General features: G+C 38.0%; 14 protein-coding genes. 1 reads left to right on the top strand and 13 read right to left on the bottom strand.

Annotated features, from left to right (window positions below; genetic code table 11):
* The 6 genes from DU508_RS09385 to DU508_RS09360 all read right to left on the bottom strand — a co-directional run bounded on the left by DU508_RS09385 (position 1) and on the right by DU508_RS09360 (position 11,851).
* Positions 1 to 1,761 carry a RagB/SusD family nutrient uptake outer membrane protein gene (locus tag DU508_RS09385; RefSeq protein ID WP_115402747.1) on the bottom strand — a complete coding sequence of 587 codons (1,761 nt, stop codon included), beginning with the start codon at positions 1,759 to 1,761 and terminating at the stop codon, positions 1 to 3.
* Between the two features lie 32 nt (positions 1,762 to 1,793).
* Positions 1,794 to 4,970: a SusC/RagA family TonB-linked outer membrane protein gene (locus DU508_RS09380; RefSeq protein WP_158542146.1), complete on the bottom strand. Its 3,177-nt coding sequence runs from the start codon at positions 4,968 to 4,970 to the stop codon at positions 1,794 to 1,796.
* Positions 4,971 to 5,160: 190 nt separating this feature from the next.
* The gene (locus DU508_RS09375; RefSeq protein ID WP_115402533.1) at positions 5,161 to 5,352 is read right to left on the bottom strand and encodes a hypothetical protein; all 192 of its coding nucleotides are present in this window, start codon (positions 5,350 to 5,352) and stop codon (positions 5,161 to 5,163) included.
* A gap of 373 nt (positions 5,353 to 5,725) precedes the next feature.
* Complete coding sequence (locus tag DU508_RS09370; RefSeq protein ID WP_115402746.1) at positions 5,726 to 7,306, bottom strand: SusD/RagB family nutrient-binding outer membrane lipoprotein; 1,581 nt, start codon at positions 7,304 to 7,306, stop codon at positions 5,726 to 5,728.
* 19 nt (positions 7,307 to 7,325) lie between these two features.
* A complete protein-coding gene (locus DU508_RS09365; protein ID WP_233509454.1) occupies positions 7,326 to 10,601 on the bottom strand; it encodes a SusC/RagA family TonB-linked outer membrane protein in 3,276 nt (1,091 codons plus the stop codon).
* A 188-nt stretch (positions 10,602 to 10,789) separates the two neighbouring features.
* On the bottom strand, positions 10,790 to 11,851 hold the full coding sequence (locus tag DU508_RS09360; protein WP_115402532.1) for a FecR family protein: 1,062 nt from the start codon (positions 11,849 to 11,851) through the stop codon (positions 10,790 to 10,792).
* 396 nt (positions 11,852 to 12,247) lie between these two features.
* Between DU508_RS09360 and DU508_RS09355 the strand changes: the two genes are divergently transcribed.
* Positions 12,248 to 14,872 (top strand): glycoside hydrolase family 3 N-terminal domain-containing protein, encoded by a 2,625-nt coding sequence (locus DU508_RS09355; protein ID WP_115402531.1) that lies wholly within the window; start codon positions 12,248 to 12,250, stop codon positions 14,870 to 14,872.
* A 572-nt stretch (positions 14,873 to 15,444) separates the two neighbouring features.
* On the opposite strand, the gene DU508_RS09350 is transcribed toward DU508_RS09355, so the two are convergent.
* The 7 genes from DU508_RS09350 to DU508_RS09320 all read right to left on the bottom strand — a co-directional run bounded on the left by DU508_RS09350 (position 15,445) and on the right by DU508_RS09320 (position 26,505).
* Positions 15,445 to 15,999 (bottom strand): RNA polymerase sigma factor, encoded by a 555-nt coding sequence (locus tag DU508_RS09350; RefSeq protein ID WP_115402530.1) that lies wholly within the window; start codon positions 15,997 to 15,999, stop codon positions 15,445 to 15,447.
* Positions 16,000 to 16,125: 126 nt separating this feature from the next.
* A complete protein-coding gene (locus tag DU508_RS09345; protein WP_115402744.1) occupies positions 16,126 to 18,012 on the bottom strand; it encodes an alpha-amylase family glycosyl hydrolase in 1,887 nt (628 codons plus the stop codon).
* Positions 18,013 to 18,067: 55 nt separating this feature from the next.
* Positions 18,068 to 19,444 (bottom strand): MFS transporter, encoded by a 1,377-nt coding sequence (locus tag DU508_RS09340; protein WP_115402529.1) that lies wholly within the window; start codon positions 19,442 to 19,444, stop codon positions 18,068 to 18,070.
* 121 nt (positions 19,445 to 19,565) lie between these two features.
* Entirely contained in the window at positions 19,566 to 21,245 is a 1,680-nt protein-coding gene (locus DU508_RS09335) for an alpha-amylase family protein (RefSeq protein WP_233509452.1), read from the bottom strand.
* A 161-nt stretch (positions 21,246 to 21,406) separates the two neighbouring features.
* Complete coding sequence (locus tag DU508_RS09330; protein WP_115402527.1) at positions 21,407 to 23,725, bottom strand: glycoside hydrolase family 65 protein; 2,319 nt, start codon at positions 23,723 to 23,725, stop codon at positions 21,407 to 21,409.
* Positions 23,726 to 23,851: 126 nt separating this feature from the next.
* Positions 23,852 to 24,538 carry a beta-phosphoglucomutase gene (gene pgmB / locus DU508_RS09325; RefSeq protein WP_115402526.1) on the bottom strand — a complete coding sequence of 229 codons (687 nt, stop codon included), beginning with the start codon at positions 24,536 to 24,538 and terminating at the stop codon, positions 23,852 to 23,854.
* Between the two features lie 122 nt (positions 24,539 to 24,660).
* The gene (locus tag DU508_RS09320) at positions 24,661 to 26,505 is read right to left on the bottom strand and encodes a glycoside hydrolase family 13 protein (RefSeq protein ID WP_233509445.1); all 1,845 of its coding nucleotides are present in this window, start codon (positions 26,503 to 26,505) and stop codon (positions 24,661 to 24,663) included.
* Positions 26,506 to 26,738 lie beyond the last annotated feature (233 nt).

Here is a 26,738-nt window from a genome sequence, read left to right as displayed (position 1 = left end):
TTAATATAAAGGATTTTGAACATACGTTGGATTACCTTGAGGAACCGGCTCGTAATACAACCTTTCAGGGAATGTACGGCTGTTTTTAGGTGCCACTACAATGGTAAAGCTATATTTCATCTGACTTGGATCAACACCGTTTTGCCATATTATCCAAGGGTAGAGAGCATGGAATTGTGTATTATTTAATATGGTTGAAGCTATTCTCCATCTTCTAATATCCCAGATGCGATGATTTTCAAAAGCCAGTTCAACCTTTCTTTCATGACGTACAATATCGCGTGTAACTGAACCCAGTGTGGCTATCCCCGCTCTGTCGCGTATTTGGTTAATTGCATTCAGTGCCTCGCCGATTTGGCCCAATTCAATTGCGGCCTCAGCATAATTCAAAAGCACTTCGCCATATCTGAAAACCATCCAGGGGGTTTGAGAAAGCCCCCAATCAAGCCTGTTATTAGGATCCATAAATTTTTTAATATAGAAACCGGTTTTGGTAGGATCGTTACTACCGGCAATCGGGCCATCTTTACCAACAATTTTAAAACTGTTATCATTTGTTGGGTATCCTTGCCATAAATCTTCAGTAGTTTTATAACCTCCGTCAATAACCCCTTTTCTTATTTCTACAATTCCACCCTGCCAGCTATCAAAAGGCGTTAAAATTGTGGCAAACATTCTTGGGTCTTTGTTGGCAAACAAATCCTGCGGCCTGTTGTATACTATCGGGTTCCCTACATTATCATATACTTTAAGTTTTCCCGGACTTCCATCCCTGTATTCAAATTCTTCAACCATTTCGAGCGTTGGATTGGTCACGCAGCCGTAATCAACCTTAAAACTTTGCGGTGCATTATAAAAATCGAAAGCATGAGATACCGCGGGTGCTTTGAAATACTTTGTAAAAATAGCCTCAGCGTTACCTGGAGTAAGAAAAAGCTGTTGAAAATTAGCTGCTTTATTCGGATTACTATCATATAAGTGATACATACCCTGATCAATAATGGTTTTTGCAGCATCTAATGATTTTTGCCAATAGGTGTTGGCCAATGATGCCGGAATGCCTACTAAGCCGTTTAACTGTAATGTTGCATATTTAGCACTCGATGCCGCATAAAGCATGGCCCGGCTTTCTAAAGCCAAAGCTCCATATTTATTGATACGGCCTTGCTCAACGCTAATCTCGGGTAGATCTGCTATAGCTAAAGCAAGTTCCTTATCTATAAAATCATATATCTCCTGCTCTTTATTACGCTGTACCTGCAATTGGGAGATATTATCGCCTGTAAATTGTTGCACGGTAGTAATTAATGGCACACCACCATAGCGTTTTACCAGGTTAAAATAATGGAATGCACGAATAAAGTGGGCTTCGGCTTTATACCGTTTTTTAATATCATCAGTAACCTTCGCATTATCAATTTTTTCAAGGAAATCATTCACTCTTCTGATTCTTCCATAATCCCAATCTCCAAACCAGTTTCCAACCACGGGATCATTAGGGGCTCCCCAGGGATATGACCTTAATGCTTCATCCGTTACTGTAGATGGGAAACCTCCCTCACTTCCTATCTGATAATTAAAATCTTCTGTATTGATATCATTGTAAAGTGTAACAGTAAGGGCCGCCAGGCCAGATTCACTTCCATAAGCAACATCATCTGGTATTAAGTCTTGTGGTTTCTTATCTAAGAAATCTTTTTTGCATGCTGTGACCAGGCATATTATTATAAGCAGGCACACATATTTATTAAGAGTTTTCATTTGCATAACTTTTATATTTATAACTCTGTGAATTAAAGTCCAACATTTAAACCAAATGTCCATATCTTCATTTGCGGATAATAATCTCCTCTGCCTCCCGGGGCTTCCGGATCCAGATTTATATTTTTAAGCTTACTGAATGTAAAAATATTCTGGCCTGAGAAATAAACTCTCAGCCTTTGAACGCCTGATTTCCCTAGCAGATTTTTTGAAAAAGTATAACCAAAATCGACGTTTTTTACGCGGAGATAGGTAGCATTTTGTAACCAGAAACTTGAGGTAAGTTTATTGTTATCACTTCCTGAAAGTACTGTTGAAGGGAATTTACCCGGAATCCATGCGCTGTTCGGATCATTTATAACCGTTCTGTGCCAGCGATCTGCAAAAAATGTGTAACTATTGGCATTATTAAAGAATGGGTTTTGCAACTCACCATCATAATATGCATTGAAATTACTTGCTCCCTGCAAAAGTACTGATAAATCAAATCCTCTATATTGGGCTGCGAGATTCAATCCGAAAAACATTTCTGGAGTGGTTCCACGCCCGATAATGGTTTGATCTGAAGAGTTTATAATTCCATCGCCATTTAAATCTGCATATCTTATATCACCTGGCAATAACGTCTGGTTACCTCTACTATCCTGAATTGGAGCGGTATTAATTTCAGATTGCGACTGAAACTGACCAGTAGCCACATAACCCCAAAAGATATTTTTATTTCTACCGGTGGTGTTATTTCGCCAGTTTAAATATGAGTTGGTACTTTCTGCCCGTTCTATATAAGCATTTCTCGATTTAGTGAAACTTACATTAGGAGATATTGAATAGTCAAGGTTTCCTATTTTGTTCTTATGTGTTAAAGTCAGCTCAAATCCACGAGTATTGTCACCATTTAAATTTTCCTGTGGCAAATTTGCGCCGAAGGTATTTGGCAAACTTAAAACCCTAGTGGCGAACAAACCAGCCCGCTCTCTGTAAAATCCTTCAATTGTTGCTCCAAGAAGGCCCTTCCATAAAGAGATATCCAAACCAATATTTGAAGTTTTAGAGGTAAACCAGGTTGCATTCGGGTTTGACAGAACAGAAGGGACTATACCCAGGGTTGGATCTGCGCCGAACAGGTAGTTTCCACCCAGATTATAACCCTGAAGGTATTGAAATGCGGCTAAGCCCTGGTCATCACCTACTTTTCCGTAAGAAGCCCTAAGTTTCAGGTTATCTATCACTGTAATATTTTTCATGAAATTTTCTTCACTGATTCTCCAGCCGACCGATACATTTGGAAAGAAGCCAAATCTTTTATCGGGCGATGCCCTGTACGTACCATCATACCTGAAACCGAACTCCAGCAGATATTTTCCAGCATAATCATAATTAAATTTACCTACATATCCCATGTTAGCCTGTTCGGTAAGATTACCGCTATTGCTTTGATTTGCAACATCGCCAAAATCCAATTGTTGTATACCCTGCAATGTAAATTGACGATAGGCACTCAAAGCAGTTAAATCACTATTTTGTCTTTCAAACAACAATAGCCCGCTTACATTATGCTTATTAAAAGATGCTGCATAATTTAATGACAATTGCGTTAGAAGCGTATTTTGTTGGTTGTTGCCCTGGTTCACACTGCTTATAGATGATTTGTAAACAGCATTGTAGATACCGGTTGTGGCATCATAAGTGTAAAGCGATCTTTGCTTGCTATAATATTTAGTGTTATCGGCCTCATTTTGATATGACACCAGTCCTTTTAAGTTTAATCCTTCGATATAAGGCAGTGCATAATTTAAAGAGAATATACCAGAGAAATACTTAGTCAGGTATGTACTATTGCCCGATTCATTTTTATCCGTCAATTGAACCGCATTGTTTGCGTTTGAAGTTGAATAATAAGCCGGATTATTGTTTGCATACACCGGATAAATCGGATAAATTCTTTTAACTGCACTGATTATACTGGCAGCAGATTCGCCAGGATATTGCCTGTCTTCGTAACGGCCTGATAAATTTAAATCGGCTGTTAACCTTTTTGTAATTTTGGCATTAATACTACTGCGTAAATTATAACGTTGATATTTTGTATCACCGCTATGCCATAATCCACCCTGATTTACATAGCCTAAGTTTACATAATATTTCACATCTTCTGTGCCACCTGATACGCCAAGGTTTTGGTAAAACTGGGGCGAAATATCGCGAATGGTACTACTGTACCAATCTGTATTTGGTGTTGTGCCGTTTCTAATATTTTCTATCTCCTGAGCACTATATTCCAGATTTAACGGAGCATTGAGGTTGCCTGCTCTTACCCAGGCATTCACAGCGGCTTCATTTCTTAATTCTGCAAATTGCAGTGCATCCAGCAATTTAGGATAATTCGTTACCTGTTGCATGGCATAGTAAGCATTGTAGCTAATGGTGGGTTTACCTATTGTTCCCTTTTTTGTTGTTACCATAACAACACCATTTGCTGCACGAACACCATAAACCGCTGCAGATGCATCTTTTAATACAGAGATGCTTTCAATTTCATTTGCATCAAGCTCACTAAAAGAAGCCGGAACACCATCTACAATAATTAATGCATCACCAAAGCCTCTTATATTAATACTACTGGCATCCTGACCAGGCTCGCCACTTCTTTGAACCGCAATTAAACCTGGCAAACGACCAGCCAATGAGTTAGTGATATTTGCTACGGGAGCTTTTAACAATTCTGAGCCTTTAACGCTTGATATAGCTCCTGTTACTTTGGCTGTACTCTGTTTGCCATAACCAACCACAACAACATCATTTAAACCCGTGGTTGTTTCCTGCAATACCACAACCAATTTGGTTTTTCCCTCAACAGCAACTTCTTGCGTTAAATAGCCTATCATGCTTACTATTAGTATAGCATTCGATGTTTTGATGTCGATATTACAAATACCATCGGCATCGGTAACATTACCAGTTGTAGTACCTTTAACTTTTACTACTACCCCAGGAATGGCAATGCCCTTAGCATCTACAACTCTAATGCTGATAACATTATCAATTGTTATAAATAATGGATGGCTTTTTATGTTTTCTTTTTTAAATGTGCTTGCTATACTGTATTGCAGGCATAAGCTCATAATTAATACTCCGGCCAGGCCAAGAGTTTTAATTATCTGGTTAAGCACAAATAGCTTAACATGTTTTCTGGTTTTTTCTTTACTCATCTGTATCATAGTTTAATTGAGCATGGTTTATTAAAATTGAACTATTCATAAACAGCACATTACCCAGTTATTTAATGGTTTATGCTTTGTAATTCAAATACCGGTAACCTTTATAAACTGTCAAGTATTTATTTATAATTATACTTGCATCTATATCATTGTTATCCTCTCCTTTAATTATTTTTTGTGTTTACTTCAAATAATGATTATATAAACTTGAGGTGTAAGCCATGTTATGTTTTACGGCGCCTGTTACAGGTATTGGTTTAAGCATATAGCTCAGGAACAATAAAATAGGATTTTTCAATTGCACCATGACGGATGTATCCGTAAGTAGAAAAATGGCAGCTAAACCAATTTTTCGAATGAAGAATTTGTTCATAGAAATTTATTTAGTTAAGATTAGTTAGCTTATTTATCACCCGCACGTTGCGAGTAACAATTCTTAGGGATATCGAATTGTCTGTCATCTAAAGGTAAGCTCAAACTTTTAACATCTTTTAACTAAACTATGCGCAAACGTTTGCCTAAATTTATTATTAAAACACATCTAATCAGCACATTACAAGCTTAATTGCAACGAAATACAGAAGATTTGTTATCGATTAAAATCATTTGGAAAACGTGCTTTGGAATTGGCACAAAATACCGCACAAACGTTTGTTTAACTGTGTGTTCATGCTTCAAAATGACAAAAAAAGGCCGACACTGCTAAATGCAATGCCGGCCTATATAAAAAAACTTAGATAGATATTTTATTTATCCCACCAAACTTTTCCAACGAGTTTATCACCCCCGGGAACTGCTGCCGCAGCTGCGTTATAATTAGCTGCATTAGATACGCCTTCTGCAAGTGGGTATGGGAATCGACGGGGAATTGACCCTCCAGTATTTGTATTTGGATATACCACGGGAGTTAGAATTGGGAATCCTGTTCTTCTCCAGTTTGACCAGGTTTCATAGAAATCTAACATGGTAATGGTATGCGCCCAATATTGAGTTGCGATCATCTCTAATCCATTAGCTGCTACATAAGGATGGCTGGCTAAATAGGCAGCAGCATCTGCAGCACTAACAGCCATTCCCGGATCGTATTGAGAAAGATAAGTCATTGCTGCCGTAACGCCTGCATTATAGTGCGTTGCTGCAGCCCCACCTATACTATAACGCTGCGCTGCCTCAGCCCAGAGCAATTCGGTTTCTGCGTAGGTTAAAATAATGGTGTTACCGTCTCTTTTAATCATGCCCGGGTTGGGTGAAGAATAATCAGTAAAATCAGTGTATGAAGCATCCTGGCGAACATCTCTCCCGGCAATGCCACTCAAATCTTTTCCGTTAGGCATTCCTTTTTGTACCGAAGCTGTGGTAACAAAAGCAGGATTTTGTGTTTTGGAAGCATCTGTTAAGTACAACCTGGTTACTGCAACTTTACTTAAACGGGGGTCGTTATTTGTTTTCAGGTAGTTGATGAAAGTACTGCTCCATCTGGTATAATAATTCTCCTGGCCACCATCACCCAACAATACCTGGGCAGCCCTGTTTTGAGTTACCCTTCCGCCATTTGCATCGTGTTTAAACAGCGCATTATCAGCATCGCTGGTCATGGTTTTACCCACGGCCTTATTAATGTAGGTTTGAGCTAATGTGGCATCAGCTTTTGTTAGCCTCATCGCCAGGCGCAATATTAAACTATTAGCAAAACGTTTCCATTTATTCACATCTCCGGCATAAACCAAATCGCCGGTAACTACATCGCCACCAGCCACTAATGCATTGCCGGCTTCATCAACTTCTTTTAAAAGATCGGTATAAATGGCTTGTTGTGAATCGTATTTCGGATATAAATTACCTGTATAGTAACCTTTTCCGGCATCAAAATAAGGAATATCGCCGTATAAATCGGTTAGCCTTTGAAAAATCAAGGCTTTCCAGATCCTACCCATTTGATGCACATTATTATATTGTGCTTTTCCTCTGGTAAACTCAACCAAATCTGCCGCATACTTTACCTGGTCAGGATAAGCTTTTTCCCAGTAAGCAGCAGTATAGCCTTCATTCAACATGTATTTATCTCCAGCCCAGTAGCTAATTACTGATGACATTCCCTGCATCATTGTAGAAGCATAAATCAGATTACCCCTCCATGTTTCATAAGCAAAGTCGATGCTTCCTGTATAATTTAATTGTGCAGTGGATAACAGATAATTAGGATTATATTGTTCTTGCCCAACAGAAACCGGGTCTGTATTTATTTTTTCAAAGTCTTTAGTACAACCAGATATTAGTGCTAATCCAGATAATAAAAGTGGTACGTATAATTTTATGATCGTTTTCATTTTCAATTCGTTTAAAGGATTATAACTTAACACTTAAATTTAAACCATAGGTGCGCACTGGTGGCACACCACCTAATTCCATGCCTGGGAAGGTTGCGTTATAGCTTGATTCTGGATCGATATTATCTGTTTTCTTCATAAGAATAAACAGATTACGACCTACAAAACTGAGGTTTAAACCTTTAATTTTATTGTTAAATACTCTTGCAGGAAAGTTGTAACCCAGTATCACTTGTCTGAATTTAATAAAGCTTGCATCCTGTACAAATTGCTTGGAAACATTGTTTGCATAGGTGCTGTAGTAATTTGCGGCACCTACACCCAGTGCATCCCGGTTTTCGAGTGTTGCCTGATGTAAACCAAAAATATAACCATAATAATCTGTTGCAGAGAAAATCTTTCCTCCCCACTTCCCATCAATTAAAAACGACAGGTTAACACCTTTATAATTGAACTCATTGTTCCATCCGGCAGCCCATTTATTGTAAGCAGAGCCATAAGGTTTTAGTTCGCCACGTTGTGGAACACCATTGGTATCTTTTACGATATTTCCGTTTGCATCATATAGAAAATCGTAAGCCATTACCTGAGCTGTAGGCAGACCGGCAATATTCTGCAGGAAACCAACATTGCTCCTGGAGGTAGCCAACAATTGAGAAGCGGTACCTGGTGCCAGCGTAACTACTTTATTATCGTTATAAGAACCATTTAAACTTGAAGTCCATCCGAATTCTTTAGTTTTTAAAACAACACCTGTTATTAAAGCTTCAATTCCTTTATTTTGAAGTTCTCCGATATTTAAGGTTGCTCCGGAGTAACCTGTTGTGGTAGAAGTTGGCACATCAAGAATTTCATCCGTTGATTTTTTGTTGTACCATGTTAAATCTAAATTTAACCGATCACCAAAAAACCGCATTTCAGTTCCAATTTCCAATTCTTTTGCTTTTGAAGCAAACAAGGTAGCATTTGGTATAGATGGATTTACTATATTTCCCAGTGGCGTTCCATTAACAGTTTCACTTCTTAAATTGTAGTACAACTGAGTTTTAAAGGGCAGCGCTCCCTGGCCAACTACTGCATATCCTGCCCTTAACTTACCGAAGCTTAAAAAAGATGGTTTCCATAGTTCAGAAAACACGAATGAGCCACTGATTGCAGGATAAAAAACGCTTAATTTATTGTTTTTTCCCGGAGTTGCCAATGTAGAGAACCAATCGCTTCTTCCACTTCCGGTTAAATACAATACATCTTTATAAGTAACTTCTAATGTACCATACACGGATTGGGTTTCCTGATCGCTTTGGAGAACCCCAACTGATTTTCCTCCAGTGTTTGTTAAAGTGTATATACCAGGTATTTCAAATGAAGCACCTTGATTTGTTGTTTGTGTTAGTTTAGTACGCCGATAACTGGCACCAATATTTGGAGTGATGGCTATATCATTAATTTTAAAGCTTTTGCCAATTAATCCATCAACGTTTACATCTGAAAATTTTGTTAATTGTTCAGTATAGCCTCCATCAGGATCGTAAGCAGTTCCTGAAGGTGTTACACCAAGATAATTTTCATTATAGGCATCTCTTCCAGCTCTTGCTTGTAAAAACAATCCGTTATCAAATGTGTATTTTGCATTGGCAGAACTTAGTAGCCGTTCTTTTTTGGTATTATGAATAAATTCATACGCGGCAAACCAGGGGTTAGTTGCATAAGGATTGCCTGTATTGTATAATATTTCATTGCCATTTGCATCTTTCCATGGATCTAAATCCTTAATATTTACACTTGTTGGTAAAAAAGCAGCATTATAATTGGCGTTACCTGCTCCATCAGATACCATGGGCCGATTTTTAGCTTGCTCCAAAATGTAGTTAAAACGTGCATCTATCACTAATCTTTTTATAGGATCAAATGTACTGGATAAAGTAAAATTCTGTCTGTTAAGCCCAGAATTCGGAACAACCGAATTATTGTGCAAATCGCTGGCTGAAACACGGATCACACCACCATCAAAAGTTTTATTTAGCGCTAATGTATTAGTAAATGTGTTTCCTGTTTTGTAAAAATCTTCAATATTATTTTTTTGAGCACTATATGGTCTGCTTACCCCATCAAACTGTATAACATTAGATCCATCTAAACGGGCACCCCAACTTGAACCTCCTGTAGATGCGGCAGCCAGTTGGGTTGCTGGTTTTTGTCCGTTAACACCCTGGCCATAAACGTATTGCCAGTTAGTTCTATCCATAATTTGTTCGCCAACATAATTACTATTAAATTCTATGCTGTTTCCTTTACCACTTTTTGTTGTGATTAGAATTACACCAGATTTTGCACGATAACCATATAATGCCGCTGCCGCTGCTCCTTTTAATACAGAAATACTTTCGATATCATCTGGATTCAGGTTACTAATTGCATCGCCACGATCGGGAGCATTATCCCATTGACTACCGGAGTTACCGGCCGAGTTAGGATTGAATCGTCCAACAGGTTCACTTTCCATTGGAATACCATTGATAACATATAATGGCTGACTACTTTGCCCCAAGCTAGATACTCCACGAATAACAACACTTGTTGCAGCACCTGCACCACCAGAGGTAGAACTCACATCCAAACCGGCTACCTTCCCTACCAAGGAATTTAATACATTATTTTCTCTTGCCTGAGTAAGGGTTTCACCAGCAACCTGTGTTACCGAATAACCCAAAGCTCTTCTTTCTTTTTTAATTCCTAATGCTGTTACCACTACTTCGGTAAGTTGTTTTGTATCTTCCACCAACACCACATTAATTGAAGTCTGTGTGCCTATAGAAATCTCTTTGGTTTGAAAACCAGCATAAGAAACAACCAGGATAGCATTTTCAGGCGCATTTAAAGCAAACTTTCCATTTACATCTGTTGATGTTCCAATTCCTGTTCCTTTTACACGAACACTTGCTCCGGGCAAGGCGCCGCCTAATGCATCTTTAACTGTTCCTGAAATCGGGACTTCTTTATTTCTGCTAATGATAATCAAACCTCCATCAGAAACAGAGTATTTTAAATTTGTTCTGTTAAGAATGGCAGCTAAAACATCGGTAACCAAAGTATTGGTTACAGTGATACTTACATCCTTATTTACCGGAACATAAGAAGAGCTATAAACAAAATGGTAACTGCTTTGCTGCTCTATAATCTGTAAAACCTTCCCCAGCTTAGTTTTCTTTACATCGAGAGAGATTTTCTCCTGCGAAAAAACCGATGCAGAAACATTAAGACAGGTAATGAAAACCATAATACAGGTCAATTTCATTAGCATAATGAATTTTAAAAGCTTCCGGTATGCCGGATGCCCTTGCAGTAAGTAATAATAAATCATATTTTTGTTTTTTTTGGTTGCATAAGTTCTTGGCAGCAATCTGTTTGCGCATAAACTGCCATTAATTAATCAAAGAAGAAATCTGCAAAGGGCGGTGCTCCAACACCGTCCTTTTTTTGTTCCTACTTTGAGATGATTACCTGGTTTCCTTTTATTTCATAATTAAAGTTTTCTACTTTTTGTAATGCCGACAAGGCTTGTTCAATTGTTTCATTGCTAAACGTTGCGGTAAAACGATACTTTTCTACCTCGCTGTTTGTAAATTTAATTTCTACATTATACCATTTCTCCAAAACGCCTTTAATCTCATCAAAATCCTGATCATAAATTTCGATGCGGTTTTTTGTCCAGGCTGTTTCAACAATGGTGCTGTCTTTTATTAAAGTGTAATGGTTTATGGCAATTTCTGGTCGTGAAAGAGATGGTTTAACCAATTTAGTTTTTTGGGGCTCAATCGTATTTTTATAAAATGTTACCTTTTGACTAGGTTTTAATGTGATTATACCTCCATTGCCATTTACGGCCTCCATAGTGATTAAACCGCGAATCAAAGTGGCTTCTGAAGTGGCTTCATCCGGATAAGCCTTCACATTAAAAGACGTACCTAAAACATTGATGTTAAAATCAGGGGTGTGAACCTGAAATGGTTTTTCTTTGCAATGAACAACATCAAAAAAAGCTTCGCCAATTAAATTAACTTCCCTGGTTTTCTTATTGAAACCTTTAATGACAGATAATGAACTTTTAGCATTCAGAATAACCAGTGTTCCATCAGATAGCCGTACACGCTTACGCTCGCCGCTTTTTGTTGCCCAGGTAAATACTTCCTGGTACGGTTCATTCTTTTTAAAGTTGGCATACTTTACAAAAACAAGTACTGAACCAAGTAGCACAACAATCGCTGCTGCTATTTTCAACCATAAGAAACGACTTATTTTAACAATCTTTTCTTCAGGAAACATACTTTCCTTTAAATTTTCAACCTGTGCATTTAGTGACCGCTTATTGCCACTCAATATCGTATATAGTTTTTTAGCTTCCGCTATTACTTCTGCCTGCTCCGGGTGGGCATTTATATATTTTTCCCAATATCCAATACATAGCTTGTCGGTTCCAGCGCAATATTGCTGAAAGGTACTATCGACAAGAAAATCTTCTGCATTGAACTTACTTCTATCAACCATTCTTATTTACCTTTTATATATCAGTGCCTAAAAGATTAACTTTTTCCTAAGAAAATTTTAACTTTTTTTTAACGCAACGAAATATATGCCCTGGCTATGCATAGAATGATGAAATTTAATTCGTGAATTATTGGTTTTAAGATTGACTGGAAATTATCGGCAGAATTAGAGAGATCTTTTGAAACATGTAAAAATATCATTAGCTGATTAAAGATTTCGCAAAGCAGAGGTTCTCAGGTTTCTTCACTAGCATATAATCAAAATGAATATTTTTTTTTGCAAGAGTGAATACCTTCATTACCTTTAAAAAAAATAACGAAACAACTATAAGCCAAATACTTACAAATGGCATGAGATAGCAAGCTTATGATTTCATCATTATTTAAACGATTATTAATGAAAATAAAACTGATTACCCTGCTTAGCATTTCCATCCTGACTTTTATAGGCAAAGCCGAAGCACAAAAAACAAAGCACGTTTATCAGGATGCAACAAAACCTATAACTGAAAGAATAGAAGACCTTTTAAAACGTATGACGTTACAGGAAAAAATTGATCAGCTGCGCCATATACATTCAGAAGATTATGATGCGAATGGTGTGGTTGACTTACAAAAGCTGCATGAATTTACCAAAGGCAATAGCTTTGGTTGCATAGAAGGATTTCCTTTATCATCAAAACAGTATCTGAAAATGGTATATCATGTACAAAAATACATGAAACAGCGTACGAGATTGGGCATTCCGGTTATCCCCGTATTGGAAGGTTTACATGGAACAGTGCAGGATAATTGTACCATTTTTCCTCAGTCTATTGCTTTGGCAAGTACTTTTCGGCCGGAACTTGCTAAACAAATGTCGGTACATATTTCAGCTGAAATGAAAGCCATTGGTGCGAAACAGTTATTTGCCCCCGACCTTGATCTTGCCCGTGAGCTTCGCTGGGGCCGTGTGGAAGAAACTTATGGAGAAGATCCTTTTCTGGTGGGAGAAATGGGAGTTGCTTATATAAAAGGATTCAGGGAAAATAATCTGATTTGTACACCTAAACATTTTGTGGGTCATGGCACACCAATTGGCGGTATCAATCTTTCTAATGTAGAGGGTGGCTTAAAGCAACTATATTCTCTTTATATGCAGCCCTTCGAGCGGGTTATTAAAGAAGCCGATCCATTGTCAATCATGAATTGTTACAGTTCGTATGACGGGGAACCGATTACCGGATCATCTTTTTTCCTTACTGATCTTTTACGTAAACACTTAGGATTCAAAGGATTTGTTTATTCTGACTGGGGTTCTATATCCATGTTGTATTCTTTTCATCATACAGCTGCAAACAGTACTGATGCAGCGTTACAGGCAATTACTGCGGGTATAGATGTGGAAGCTGCAAGTTCAACTTATGAAGAATTAGATTCCCTGGTAAAAAGTAAAAAATTACCTGTTAGCTATATTGACAGGGCGGTAAGAAATGTATTATATACAAAATTTAAATCTGGCCTATTTGAAGATGCTTTGCCAGATACTACGGTGGCCTTTAAACAGCAGATACATACACCTGCTTCTATAAAACTTGCACGTACCATTGCCGATGAGAGTATTGTGTTGGTAAAGAATGAAAATAATATTTTACCTCTTGATGAATCGAAATTACAATCGCTTGCCATAATTGGTCCAAATGCCGATCAGGTACAATTTGGAGATTATACCTGGAGCAGAAATAACCGTGATGGAATAACGCCTCTTAATGGCATTAAGCAGCTAATAGGAGATAAGGTAACCATTAATTATGCAAAAGGCTGCGAGTTAACGGGATTAGATTCGACAGGTTTTGCAGCAGCGGTAAGTGCAGCGAAGCAAAGTAATGCAGCAATTGTGTTTGTAGGTTCTCAAAGTGCTGCACTCGCGAGAGAGCGTATAAATTCAACCAGCGGCGAAGGCTTTGATTTAGATGATCTTAAGTTGCCAGGTGTACAAGAAGAATTAATCAAAGCTATACACCGTACAGGCAAACCGGTAATCGTGGTATTGGTAACCGGCAGGCCGTTTGTTTTATCGTGGGAAGAAAAAAATGTACCTGCTATAGCTATTCAATGGTATGGAGGCGAGCAGGAGGGCCATGCTATTGCTGGCATGTTGTTTGGCAAAACCAATCCATCTGGAAAACTTCCCATCTCTTTTCCTAAGAGTACCGGCAACACACCCGCTTATTACAATTATCTTCCAACGGAAAGAGGCTTTTACGGTTCGCCCGGTACGGAAAATACACCGGGAAGAGATTATGTTTTTGCTAAACCTGGCGCTTTATGGCCTTTTGGTTATGGCCTTAGCTATACCAAATTCGAGTTTAATAACTTGAATATTTCCAGAAAAAAAGTGCTATCATCTGATAGCATTACAGTAAGCATTCAGGTTAAAAATTCAGGACAACGTGATGGAGCAGAAGTGGTGCAATTATACGTTCGCGATTTGGTTAGTTCGGTAGCTACACCTGTACAGGCTTTAAAAGGTTTTCGCAAGGTATTTTTAAAAGCAGAAGAAGAACAAATTGTTACCTTACAACTACCTGTTAATGAACTTTACCTTTATAATAAAGATTTAAAAAGAGTTGTTGAGCCAGGAGATTTTGAAATACAGTTAGGCGCTGCTTCTAACGATATTCGTGCAAAAGATCGAATTACTGTATTTGTCTCACAGAAAGAATTACAAGCTGCTAAAACTTTACCTGGCAAAACAGAAACCAGGCAGCAGATAGAGAACAATACCAATATTTCCAATGACACAACCATCAAAGTAAGCGGTATAGTGCGAGATGTGCAGGCAAGTATTTTATCTGATGTTAGCATTTATACAAAAACAGGCGAAACAAAGGTTGTAACCAACGATGCAGGCAGTTATATCATAACCGTGAAATCGTCGGATATATTGATCTTTTCCAAAAAAGGTTATGAAACAAAAGAAGTGCCTGTGCGCAATAACAAAATATTGAATGTTACTTTAAACAAGCAATCAGAACATTAATTTAGTGTGGGTTCGGGATAAGTTCAACTTCAGGATAATGTTTGTAGCGACTTCGTGATCAACACTTTCCTGCTAGGCGTTCATGCTATTAAGGTTCTGAAACAAGTTCACTGTTGTCCGGTAAAAGAAGTACTTTTGCTCATGTTGAATGTTTAAGTGTGGTAACTCAAATATCAACACAAAAAAGGGGAAGCCTAAAGCAACCCCTTTTCTTTTATCTAAAATAGTTTACCGGACAACAGTGAAACAAGTTCAGGATGACGACCGTTCATGGATGGTGTTTTAGGCGTCTTACCTAGCCACTACGTCATGCTGAACTTGTTTCAGCATCTTTCCTGCTAAGCGTTCATGCTATTAAGGTCCTGAAACAAACGGCGCAGCCCTCTTGAATACCAATAAAAACTTAAAAACAAATGAAAAATTCAGGATGACGACCGTTCATGGATGGTTTTCTAATCGTAATGCTTAACCGCTACGTTTTGCTGAACTTGATTTACAAGGTAGAGTAGTATTTTCAATGGTCTTTGATAAAGGGATAACGCCGTAAAAAGCAGCGGATGATGATGAACACACTATTGATTAAATTCTTTCCTTAAAATTTTGAGCGCATCATAAATGGTATTATAAGCCGTTTTTATGGTTTGATTACTTTGTTCGGCAATTTGCTCATAGCTCAATCCATCGAAAAACTTGAGATGAATTAATTGTTTTTGGCGAAATGTGAGTTTTTCCAACGCATTCTTAAGTTGATGTTTGATCAATTCATCGCTCTGAACCTTTACAATAAACTCTTCATAACTCATTTCCATCCAATCACCATCTGCCCCTGCATTGGAAAGTGCATCGTTTATTTTACGTTTGCGCTCTAAAATTCTAAGCAATTTTCTTTTCAAAAAAGTCCGCAGATAAGCTTCCACATTGTCTACGCGATTGAGGGTCTCGTGTTTTTCCCAAATGGTGGTAAAAACCAAATCAGTGGCTTCGCTCGCTATGTCTGCATCAGCGCAAACTCTTATTCCGAAATTTACCAGGGGATAATAAAGTTCTTTATAAAGATCAAAAAATGCATCTTTATCACCGGCACGAAGTCGTTCCCACAATAAGTGATGCGCTAATTTATCTTTCATTAGGAGATTTTGTTGTTAAAGCAATATTAATTAAAAACAACAAGATTATTACAAAGAAAGCCACAGATTCTCAGATTTTGTTTTGAACATAAATCCGTGAACCTGTGGCTCATAATTTGATTATACTTATTTTAAAGCTTCTTTACTAAATATATGATATTCGCCTGGAGTTAAATTGGCTGTATAAGTATTGGAAGAAAGATTGATGCTCGTTCCAACAGCATCTATCCAGGTGCCATTAGAACCAAAATCAATTTGTGCTGTTTGGGGCACAACATCAAAGTTTCCTACTACAATTACAGTATTAGAACCTTCTGTAAGTTTGATATATTTTACTCCGCCAGCTAAACTGTAAGTAGCGTTTGTAGAATTGAAAATGCTGTTGTTCTTTTTCACTCTGATGAATTTGGCATAGGTATCATATAAAGCTTTACGGTTTGCATCATTATAATATTCCCATTTAATTGGCTTATCTCCCGTTCTTCCATTAAAGTCGATACTGACATCATACCCTAATTCACCAAATTGCCAAATCATTTTAGGACCAGGAATGCCGAATAAAAATGCCGCAACAAGCTCTTGCCTTTTTAAAGAGGTGGCCAGGTTTCCTTTGATCACATAACTGCCCGATGCATTGCCGTAAGTGAAATTTTTAAAATTTAAACGCTCTTCATCATGACTTTCCCCATATGAAATCAGGTTTTCTGATTTTGCGAAGCCGTGGTTGGCATAAAACCCCCATTGAAAATTAGATTTTTCCAACCAGCCCATTGAGGCTTCATTCATATTATAATTAAGGTTATTCCAAAGCATCATGCCCTCTTCAGCTAAAACTTTTTCTTCAGCCTCTTCTGCAAAGTGCTCTAAAATCACATAAAAGTTGTTTGGATCAATACCTTTAATAAAGTTGTTGTATTCTTTCCATATTGCTACACGGCCGGCATCATATTGCCTGAAAACGCCATCATCGGTTGATGATTTTTGTGTGAAACCTTTTGAAAGATCGAAACGGAAACCATCAATTTTATATTGCTGCATCCAGAATTTTATTACATCTTTTGAGAATTTTTTCGTGGCTGCGCTTTCGTGGTTAAAATCATAACCCACATTAAACGGATGTTTTGCATCTACGTTAAACCAGGGACTTGAACTTGTTGGTTTTGCGCCATCAAAATATAACTGAACCATTGGCGATTGGCCAAATGAATGATTTAACACCATATCTAAAATTACAGCGATCCCTTTTCCATGGCATTCATCAATAAAGTTTTGCAAAGCAGTTTTGGTTCCATAATACTTATCGGGGGCGAAATAAAAAGATGGATTATAACCCCAGCTCAGGTTACCCTCAAACTCATTAACCGGCATTAATTCAATTGCGTTGATGCCTAAACCAGTTAAATAATCCAGTTTGGCAAGCGTTGAGGCATAATTGTGCTCAGTAGTAAAATCGCGAATTAATAATTCATATATCACTAAATTATTTTTATCAGGACGTACGAAGCCATTATTTTTCCAGGTATAGGTAGGTTGATTTGCCTGCATTACACTTACAATGCCAGTGGTTTTCCCTGTTGGGTAAGCTTTCAGATTTGGATATACATTTGCCGAAATATATTGATCGTTATTGGGATCCAGCACTTTTTCACAGTATGGATCGGCAACTTTTAACTTTCCATCCACATAAAATTGATAGGCATATTCAGTGTTTGGATTTAGATTATCGATTTGAACCCACCAGGTATTTCCATCAGCAGTTTTTTTCATTATAGTTGCTGATGTTGACCAATCATTAAAATCGCCAATTAAGGAAACAGAAGTTTTTCCAGGTGCATAAAGCGTTATAATTGCCGATGTTCCATTGTTGATGAATGCCACGCCATCTTTAGCACCAGCAGGTAAATTGGTAGTTGGAGTTGTTGAAGTGGGTTCGATGTCTCCATTGGTCGATGCTTTTTTACAAGCTGTGTTGAATGCTGTTAATAGCAAGAATAAATAAAATATTTTTTTCATTTGGTTAGATTTTACAGGTTTTGTCATTGCGAGTGTCTCGCAATGACGATTTTGATTATACTGATCTGTTTTCTTCCACTTCTAATTTAGAGGCTAAAATTTCATCCGTTTTTTTAGGCTCTCTGATGAACAAATAGCAAATTACTGCTGCCAAAATCATCAATCCACCACCAAGCTGAACAGCTAAAAGCCTGTCGTTATTCAGTACATTACGCATTAACCAACCAAAACCCAATGAGGCTATAATTTCCGGCAACACAATAAAGAAATTGAAAATGCCCATGTAAATGCCAATTTTATCTTTCGGTAATGAACCGCTCAACATTGCATAAGGCATAGAAAGAATACTTGCCCAGGCAATTCCAACGCCAGTCATACAGAGGTAAAGCATATTTTTATCATGCACCCAGGCTACGCTGATCAATCCGATTGCACCACAAATTAAACACAAAGCATGAGTTGTTTTTCTTCCTAAAGCATCGGCAATTTTTGGAAGTACTAAAGCAAAAAGGAAGGTTATTACGCTATAATAGGCGAGTGTTAAACTTCCAAAATCGGCTCCATGCGCATAAACCGGATCAGCTGCATCTTTACCGCCAAAAACATTTACGGCAACAGCTGTGGTATAATAAAACCACATTAAAAATAAACCTGGCCAGGTAAAGAATTGAACTAAAGAAACAATTTGCATTCTTTTTGGCATGTTTCTTAAAGCATTAAAAATCTCACTTACTCCTCCACCAAAACCCTTGTTGCTTTCCCGAACTTTTTCCTTGAAATCCACATCCTGAGGCGGATATTCCTTAGTGGTAAGAACGGTCCATAAAACAGCCGTAAAGAAGAAAAATGCACCAATATAAAATGAGAATTTCACATTTTCAGGAATACCGCCTGGTTCAGCGGTATTGGTTAAACTGAAAACATTGTTCATTAACCAGGGTAATGCTGATGCCACACTACCACCTAAACCAATCATCATACTTTGCATAATAAATCCACGATTGATCTGGCTATCGGGCAATTTATCGGTAACAAAAGCCCGAAAAGGCTCCATGGCAATGTTGCCAAAAACATCTAAAATCCACAATAAACCCGCAGCCATCCAAAGTGCACTGCTATGTGGCATGAAGATCAATGCAATACTACTCACAATAGCACCAATCATAAAATAAGGCCTTCTTCTGCCCCATTTCGGATGCCACGTTCTGTCGCTCAAATAACCAACAATTGGCTGAACCAACAGACCGGTTAAAGGCGCTGCCAGAAACAATAAGGGAACCTGATCGGGATTAGCACCAAGATTTTCATAAATCCGTCCCATGTTGGCACGTTGCAGATCCCAACCGAACTGGATGCCGAAAAACCCAACACTCATATTTATAATTTGTGCAAGTGTTAATTTTGGGTTTTCGAATATTGTTTTTAAGCTCATTGTATTTGGTTTTATTTAACCGCAAAGGGCGCTGAGTGGAAAGCGCAAAGGGCGCAAAGCTATTGTATCCAAACTTTGTGTTCTTTGCGAAAGTCTTCGTGTTCTTTGCGGTTTTCTTTATTTAAAATTCAATCACTTGCGCCGAAACCGGAACAAGTTTTACAGGTATACTCGTGCCTGCAGGTATATTTAACTTTGTATCTGTTAACAAATCCGTAACCGGAGATGAGTGTTTTACTTTCAAAATATGGTCAGGAATTTCGATACTGGCTTCTAAAGTCTGATTTCTATCGAAGTTGGCCACTACCAATAAACGTTGTTTGCCTGAATAACGGATAAATGCATACATGCGATTATTCATGTTCCCAGAATGTGGAACATCATAAATTTCTCCATTGACAACGGCATCACTTGCTGAAGTGACTTTTAACAACTGCTTGTAATAAGCCCTTAACTTTTGTTGCGCTGCATTTAATTTATGACCATCGAATAAGCCGCCATTCATCCATTTCTGATGATTAGGAACACCCCAGTAATCAAAAATAGTGGTGCGGTTATCATCCCCTCCAAAACCCTCTTGTCCTTTTCCAGGTTCTCCAACTTCCTGTCCGAAATAAAGCATAACCGGACCCGAACCTAAAGTAGCTGAAACTACCATTGCAGGTAAAGCCAGTTCAGCTTTTCCTGCAAAACCTGCCGATGCAATACGTTCTTCATCATGATTTTCTAAAAAGCGTAACATATTTTTGCCAAAACCAGCGCTTTCTACCTGCCAAACATGACGAATCTCCCTAACATCTGCAGATGGTTCGTTTCTGATTAATCGTTTCAATCCATCGTAAAGGCCAACTTTATCATATAGATAATCGAATTTACCCTCTTCTAAATATTGCTTATAAACCTGTGGATTGTAGGCTTCTCCTAAAAAGATTAAATCGGGATTTACTTTTTTAACTTGCGGAATAACCCAGTTCCAGAAAGCAATAGGCACCATTTCGGCCATATCACAACGGAAACCGTCAGCACCTTTCTTTGTCCAGTAGATTAAAATATCACGCATTTTGATCCATACTGGTGGGACTGGACTAAAATATTGCTTTTCTCCATTTTGATAATCCACACCATAGTTCAGCTTAATGGTTTCATACCAGTCATCATATTTTGGCGATGCTGAGAAAACATTATTTCCTGTGGCTTTTGCCGGATTTTCATCAAATTTACCATCTTGCAAAACAGAAAGTGGCGTTTTTTGATCGTTTACCGGCACTACAAAAGTTTTTCCGGGAATATAATAGAAATCGTTCTGTGGACTAAAACTTTTCGTTGCATCATCTTTTGCACCAAAATCCATTACATTTTTTGGTTTAGCATAGGAATGATAGCTTCTGGCCACATGGTTCGGAACAAAATCAATTAAAACTTTCAGTTTTTTAGCGTGGGTCCTTTTAATCAGGGCTTCAAACTCTTTCATCCTGTTTTTAACATCAACGGCTAAATCAGGATCAACATCATAATAATCGCGAATAGCATAAGGAGAGCCTGCCCTGCCTTTAACTACATCGGCATCATCATTTTTAATTCCGTAAGCAGAATAATCGGTTAAACTTGCGTGTGCAATGGCGCCCGTGTACCAAACATAATTAACGTGCAGCTCTTTTATCCCATCTAAAGCTTTATCTGTTATATCATTAAACTTACCAGAACCATTTTGTTCAATGGTGCCATAAGGAATATTTGCAGTGTTTTTATTTCCGAATAAACGAGGCAATAACTGATATATAACGATTTGTTTATCGTTCATATTTTTACTCTTTTTTTGTGCAAAGGATGAAATCGAAAGAAATAAAAGGAAAATTATAGCTGAATAAACTATCGCATTAAGATTGCTTCGTTCCTCGCAATGACGACGAATTGAGACAACTTTTACCTCTAACCCTTCAACCTTTAAACCTTCTACATCTCTCATACCAACTCGGCGTTATTTACTTCAATTTCTGCGTGGCCAGCCAATTTAAAGGTTTGGTTTCTGATTCCAATTTCTAAATCTACATCATTATTGTTTTTGATATTGATTCCACTTTCGGTAATGTTGATTTTTAACGTAGCGCCTCTAAAGCCAATCGTGAATGAGAATGATTTCCATTTTCCTGGCAAGAAAGGATTAAACTGCAACTTACCATCGCGAACACGCATACCCGCAAAGCCTTCTACAACGCTCATCCAAGTTCCGGCCATCGAAGTGATGTGCAAGCCATCTTCCGTATCATTGTTATAATCATCCAAATCTAAACGGGCAGTACGTAAATAGAATTCGTAAGCACGTGCCTCATCATTTAATTTAGCGGCCAAAATACTGTGAACGCAAGGCGATAAAGAACTTTCATGAACAGTGCGTGGTTCGTAGAAATCGAAGTTTCTTCTGATCGTGTCTAAATCATAATTCTCTTCAAAGAAATACAAACCTTGTAAAACATCTGCCTGTTTAATGAAGCATGAACGTAAAATTCTATCCCAGCTCCATTTTTGGTTAATCGGTCTATCCGTTGCCGGAAGATCCTTAACCAAAATTTGTTCCTTATCTAAATAACCATCCTGTTGCAGAAAAATACCTTTATCCTTATCTTCAGGATAGTACATTTTCTCAATAATATCAGCCCAATCAGTAAATTCTTTTTCGTCGAAATTTAAGCTTTGCAATAAGCTGTTATATTTTTCCGGTTGTTGTGCTTTAACAATTTCAGCAGCTTCAGTGGCATATTTCATGCACCATGTTGCCAATAAATTGGTGTACCAGTTGTTATTCACATTGTTTTCGTACTCGTTCGGTCCGGTTACGCCAAGCATTACATATTGCTGTTTATCAGTGCTCCAGTTTACACGTTGTTTCCAGAAGCGGGCTATTCCGATCAGCACTTCCAAACCATAATCGAACAGATAACTTTCATCGCCGGTATAACGAATATAGTTATAAATGGCAAAGGCAATTGCACCATTCCGGTGGATTTCCTCAAAGGTAATTTCCCACTCGTTATGGCATTCTTCGCCATTCATCGTTACCATTGGATACAAGGCAGCACCGTCTTTAAAACCTAATTTGGCTGCATTTTCAATGGCTTTGTCCAGTTGCTTGTGGCGATAAATCAATAAGTTTTTGCTTACTTCCTGTGGGGCTGTTGCCAAGTAAAACGGCACACAATAGGCCTCGGTGTCCCAATAAGTAGAACCGCCATATTTCTCGCCCGTAAATCCTTTCGGACCAATGTTCAAACGATCATCCTTACCGGTATAGGTTTGAAACAATTGAAAAATATTGAAACGGATAGCTTGCTGCGCAGAAACATCGCCTTCGATAATGATATCGCTTTCTTCCCATTTTGTTGCCCAGGCCTCCGTTTGTTCTTTTAATAAAGTATCGAAACCTTTGGCCGTTGCTTTGGCAATAGCAGCTTTTGTATGTTTTAAAAGTTCTTCCTTCGGATAATTTTCTGAAGATAAATTAGCAGCAATTTTAACTAAAGTGATTTTTTCGTTTGCTTTTACCTCAAGAGAAAGCGTTTGTCCAACAAACTTCTCCTTGCGTACTTCTTCAAAGTTTACACTTAGTTTTTCTGTGTTTTTGAAAACTTCAATGTTACTTCCGGTACAAACTTCAAACTCGGTTTTCTTCGTTCTTAATTTGATATAAGCTTCCGTTCCGTTAATATCATCTTCAACAAAATCCCAGAATTTTTCATCGTAATTACTATCCTGATTTTTAACATCTCCATCAATGAACGGCATTAATGTTAGTTTTCCATCAAAATTCAATGGTGTAATGCTGTAACGGATCGCGCCAACTTCATCATCGGCAATGCTGCAAAAACGAGTTGATTTTACTTCAATGGTTTTGCCACTTTTTAGCTTTGCAGTAAATGTGCGTTCCAAAATACCAGTGTGCATATCTAAAACGCGGTTGAAATCACTTACTTCAGCGGTTGCTAAATCAAGAATCTCATCATCCAGTTTTACTTCAATACCTATCCAGTTAGCTGCATTTAAAACTTTAGCAAAATATTCGGGATAACCATTTTTCCACCATCCTACACGGGTTTTATCCGGATAATATACACCTGCAACATAATTGCCCGGTAAAGTTTCGCCGGTGTAAGTTTCTTCAAAGTTTGCACGCTGCCCCATTCGCCCATTGCCCAAACTGAAAATACTTTCTGAAATTTTATTTAAATGTGGATCAAAGCCTTCTTCGATAATTTTCCACTCATCCGCTTTAATGTAATTCTTCATCTTTTATGCTTTCTCGTCATTGCGAGGCACGAAGCAATCTCTTTTCAGAGTGCGTGTGCTCACAATTGTTTTGAATTCCTTTCGCTTTAAGATTGCTTCGTGCCTCGCAATGACGGCAGTAGAAACCTATAAACTTTCTAAATCTTTAACCGTTAATTTATCCAATCCACTTACCACTACATCAGCATTGGCAAGTACACTTTTTTCTCCAATTCCTATGGCTTTCATTCCACCGCGTTTTGCGGCTTCGACACCAGCAACGGCATCTTCAAAAACCACGCATTCTTCAGGTTTAAAACCCAAAAGTTCAGCACCTTTTAAAAATACTTCAGGGTCAGGTTTTGATTGAGTTACCATATTTCCATCTACAATCTCATCAAAGAAATGAGCAAGATTGGTGCGTTCTAAAATGATTCCTGAGTTTTTACTTGCTGAGCCCAGCGCTAATTTGTATCCCGCTTTATGGATTGCTGTTAAAAAATCAACTGTTCCCGGCAAAACTTCAGCAGGTGTCATTTTGGTAATCATATCCACATACCAGCTGTTTTTTAAAGTAGCGAGTTCTTGTTTTTCTGTTTCTGTTTTTTCTACGCCGCCCCATGCCAAAATTTTATTTAAGCTTTCTACACGGCTCACGCCTTTTAATTGCTCATTCTGTTCTTCAGTAAAATCGAAGCCCATGGTATTGGCTAAACGTTTCCAGGCTTGATAATGGTAAACTGCTGTATCTACCAAAACGCCATCAAGGTCAAAGAGGCAGGCCTTGATTTTGGTCTGGAGTTTTGAATCTGAAGTCTTGAGTCTTTCTTGCATCTTTTTTATACTTTTTCCCTTCGGGATGATTACACCGATTGTTGGTTACACTAATTCTTTTCGCTTTATCTTTTTCGTGTTTCTTCCGACTTCGCAGCTCCGACACCGGACCCTCTTTAATTTTAATTTAGTTCTAAAACCAAAGTTGTTTTCGCCGGGACTTTAATTTCTTTAAATGATATACTTTCTCCTGATATCACATTTTTTGCAGTTGTGATTCCAAGGGTTCTTTCTGCAAAACGATCGGTATTTAATGTTTTCTCCTTTTCGGCATTATTTACAATTACCATTACCGTTCCTTTTGCCGTGGTGTTGTAACGGAAATACACATAAATATCATCTTCCGGAACAAACTGCATCAGTTTTCCGGTTTGTAGCGATGCACTTTTTTTACGGTAATTGGCTAAAGTTTTTACAAAGTTGAACGCTTCATTTTCTTTGTTTGTTCTGCCATCGGCGATGAATTTATCTTTCTTGTCTCCATCCCATCCGCCAGGGAAATCAGAGCGAACCAGGCCGTCGGGATCGGAGAAGTTTTTCATCAGAATTTCGGTTCCATAATACATTTGAGGAATGCCACGCATGGTTAATAAAATGGCCATACCCATTTTATATTTATCGAAATCTTCATTAACCACTGAGTAGAAACGGCTCATATCATGATTATCTAAAGCAATGCAATTTTTCGTTGGGTCTTTGTAAAGGAAATCGTGGGCAACTACATCATACAAACGATTTATACCATCTGTCCAACCGTTTTTGCCATTCAAAGCCTCATAAATTCCTTCTTTAACAGCCATATCTGTAATGCCAGGCAAATGCGTATCAAAACCACGATTTACTGTATTTCCCTCAGTAAAGTAAGCCTGATTGGCTACACCATGAACAAAGGTTTCTCCAAAAACTGACAAATTAGGAAATTCGGCTTTTAATTTGATTGCCCAATCGGCCATGTAAGCAGGGTCGTTATAAGGATAGGTATCTAAACGTAAACCGTCAATGCCTGCATATTCAATCCACCAGATGTGATTCTGTGTTAAATAATTTTGAACATAAGGATTGTTTTGATTCAGATCGGGCATGGAAGGTACAAACCAGCCATCCAACATTTTTTTACGATCGGCAGCAGAAGCATGTGTATCCATCACTGCCTGATCCCGGTAACTGGTTTGTGTGTATTTTGGCCATTGATGAACCCAGTTCTTCATTGGCAAATCTTTAAAAAACCAATGGTTGGTGCCAATATGGTTATGAACAATATCTTTGATCACCTTCATGCCTTTAGCATGGGCAGCTTCTACATATTTTTTGTAAAGTTCATTCGTTCCGTAACGGGGATCAATTTTATAATGATCGGTAACAGCATACCCATGATAAGATGCCTGTTGCATGTCATTCTCAACTTCGGGAGTCATCCAAATGGTGGTTATGCCTAAATCTTTAAGGTAATCCAAATGATTAATTACGCCTTGAATATCTCCCCCGTGACGATAATACATGCTATCACGGTTTAATGCTGTTTCAGTTAATCCCTGAACCACATCGTTGCTTTTATCGCCATTCGAAAAACGATCTGGCATTAAAAGATAAATGAAATCTTTTTGTGTTACGCCCTGAATTCTTCCTGCATTTTTATCGCGGGTTTTTAATTCATAAGTGTAACTGAATATCTTTTTTCCATTAACAGAAAAGTCAATTGGGAATTTTCCTGCTTTTGCGGTCGCCGAAAGCTGTAAATCCAAAAATAAATAGTTTGGGTTTTCTACTTGATTGACTTTAACCAGTTTTATACCCGGATATGTTAATGTAACGGTACTTTTTGCAATGTTTTCTCCATGAACAAGCAGCTGCAATTTTGGATTATGCATTCCGGTAAACCAAAACATGGGTTCAATGCGTTCTAGCTTTTGAGCAAAAAGATTTGTGCCTGAAAGTAAAATTAACAGGGAAATAAAAATTTTTTTCATTTTAGTAGAAAGGAATGCGCTGATAATTAAAGCGCGCAGGTTTACCAGGAAATTAATTTGAGCATTCGTAGGTAAAATAGATATGCCTTGAAATAATAAAAGTTGGGATCTGATCATACTAAAATGCTGTAGAGAATAAATAATAAGGCTGTCCAAAAGGTTACAACGTCATTCCCCTGAAAACGGGAACTTCCTTAATAGCAATAGCACTGTATTAAGATTCCCAATCGGAC

The organism is Pedobacter chinensis, assembly GCF_003339865.1.
GTDB classification, from domain to species: Bacteria; Bacteroidota; Bacteroidia; order Sphingobacteriales; family Sphingobacteriaceae; genus Pedobacter; species Pedobacter chinensis.
Note: the sequence above shows the minus strand (reverse complement) of the source record. Positions and strands in the feature narration are given on the sequence as shown.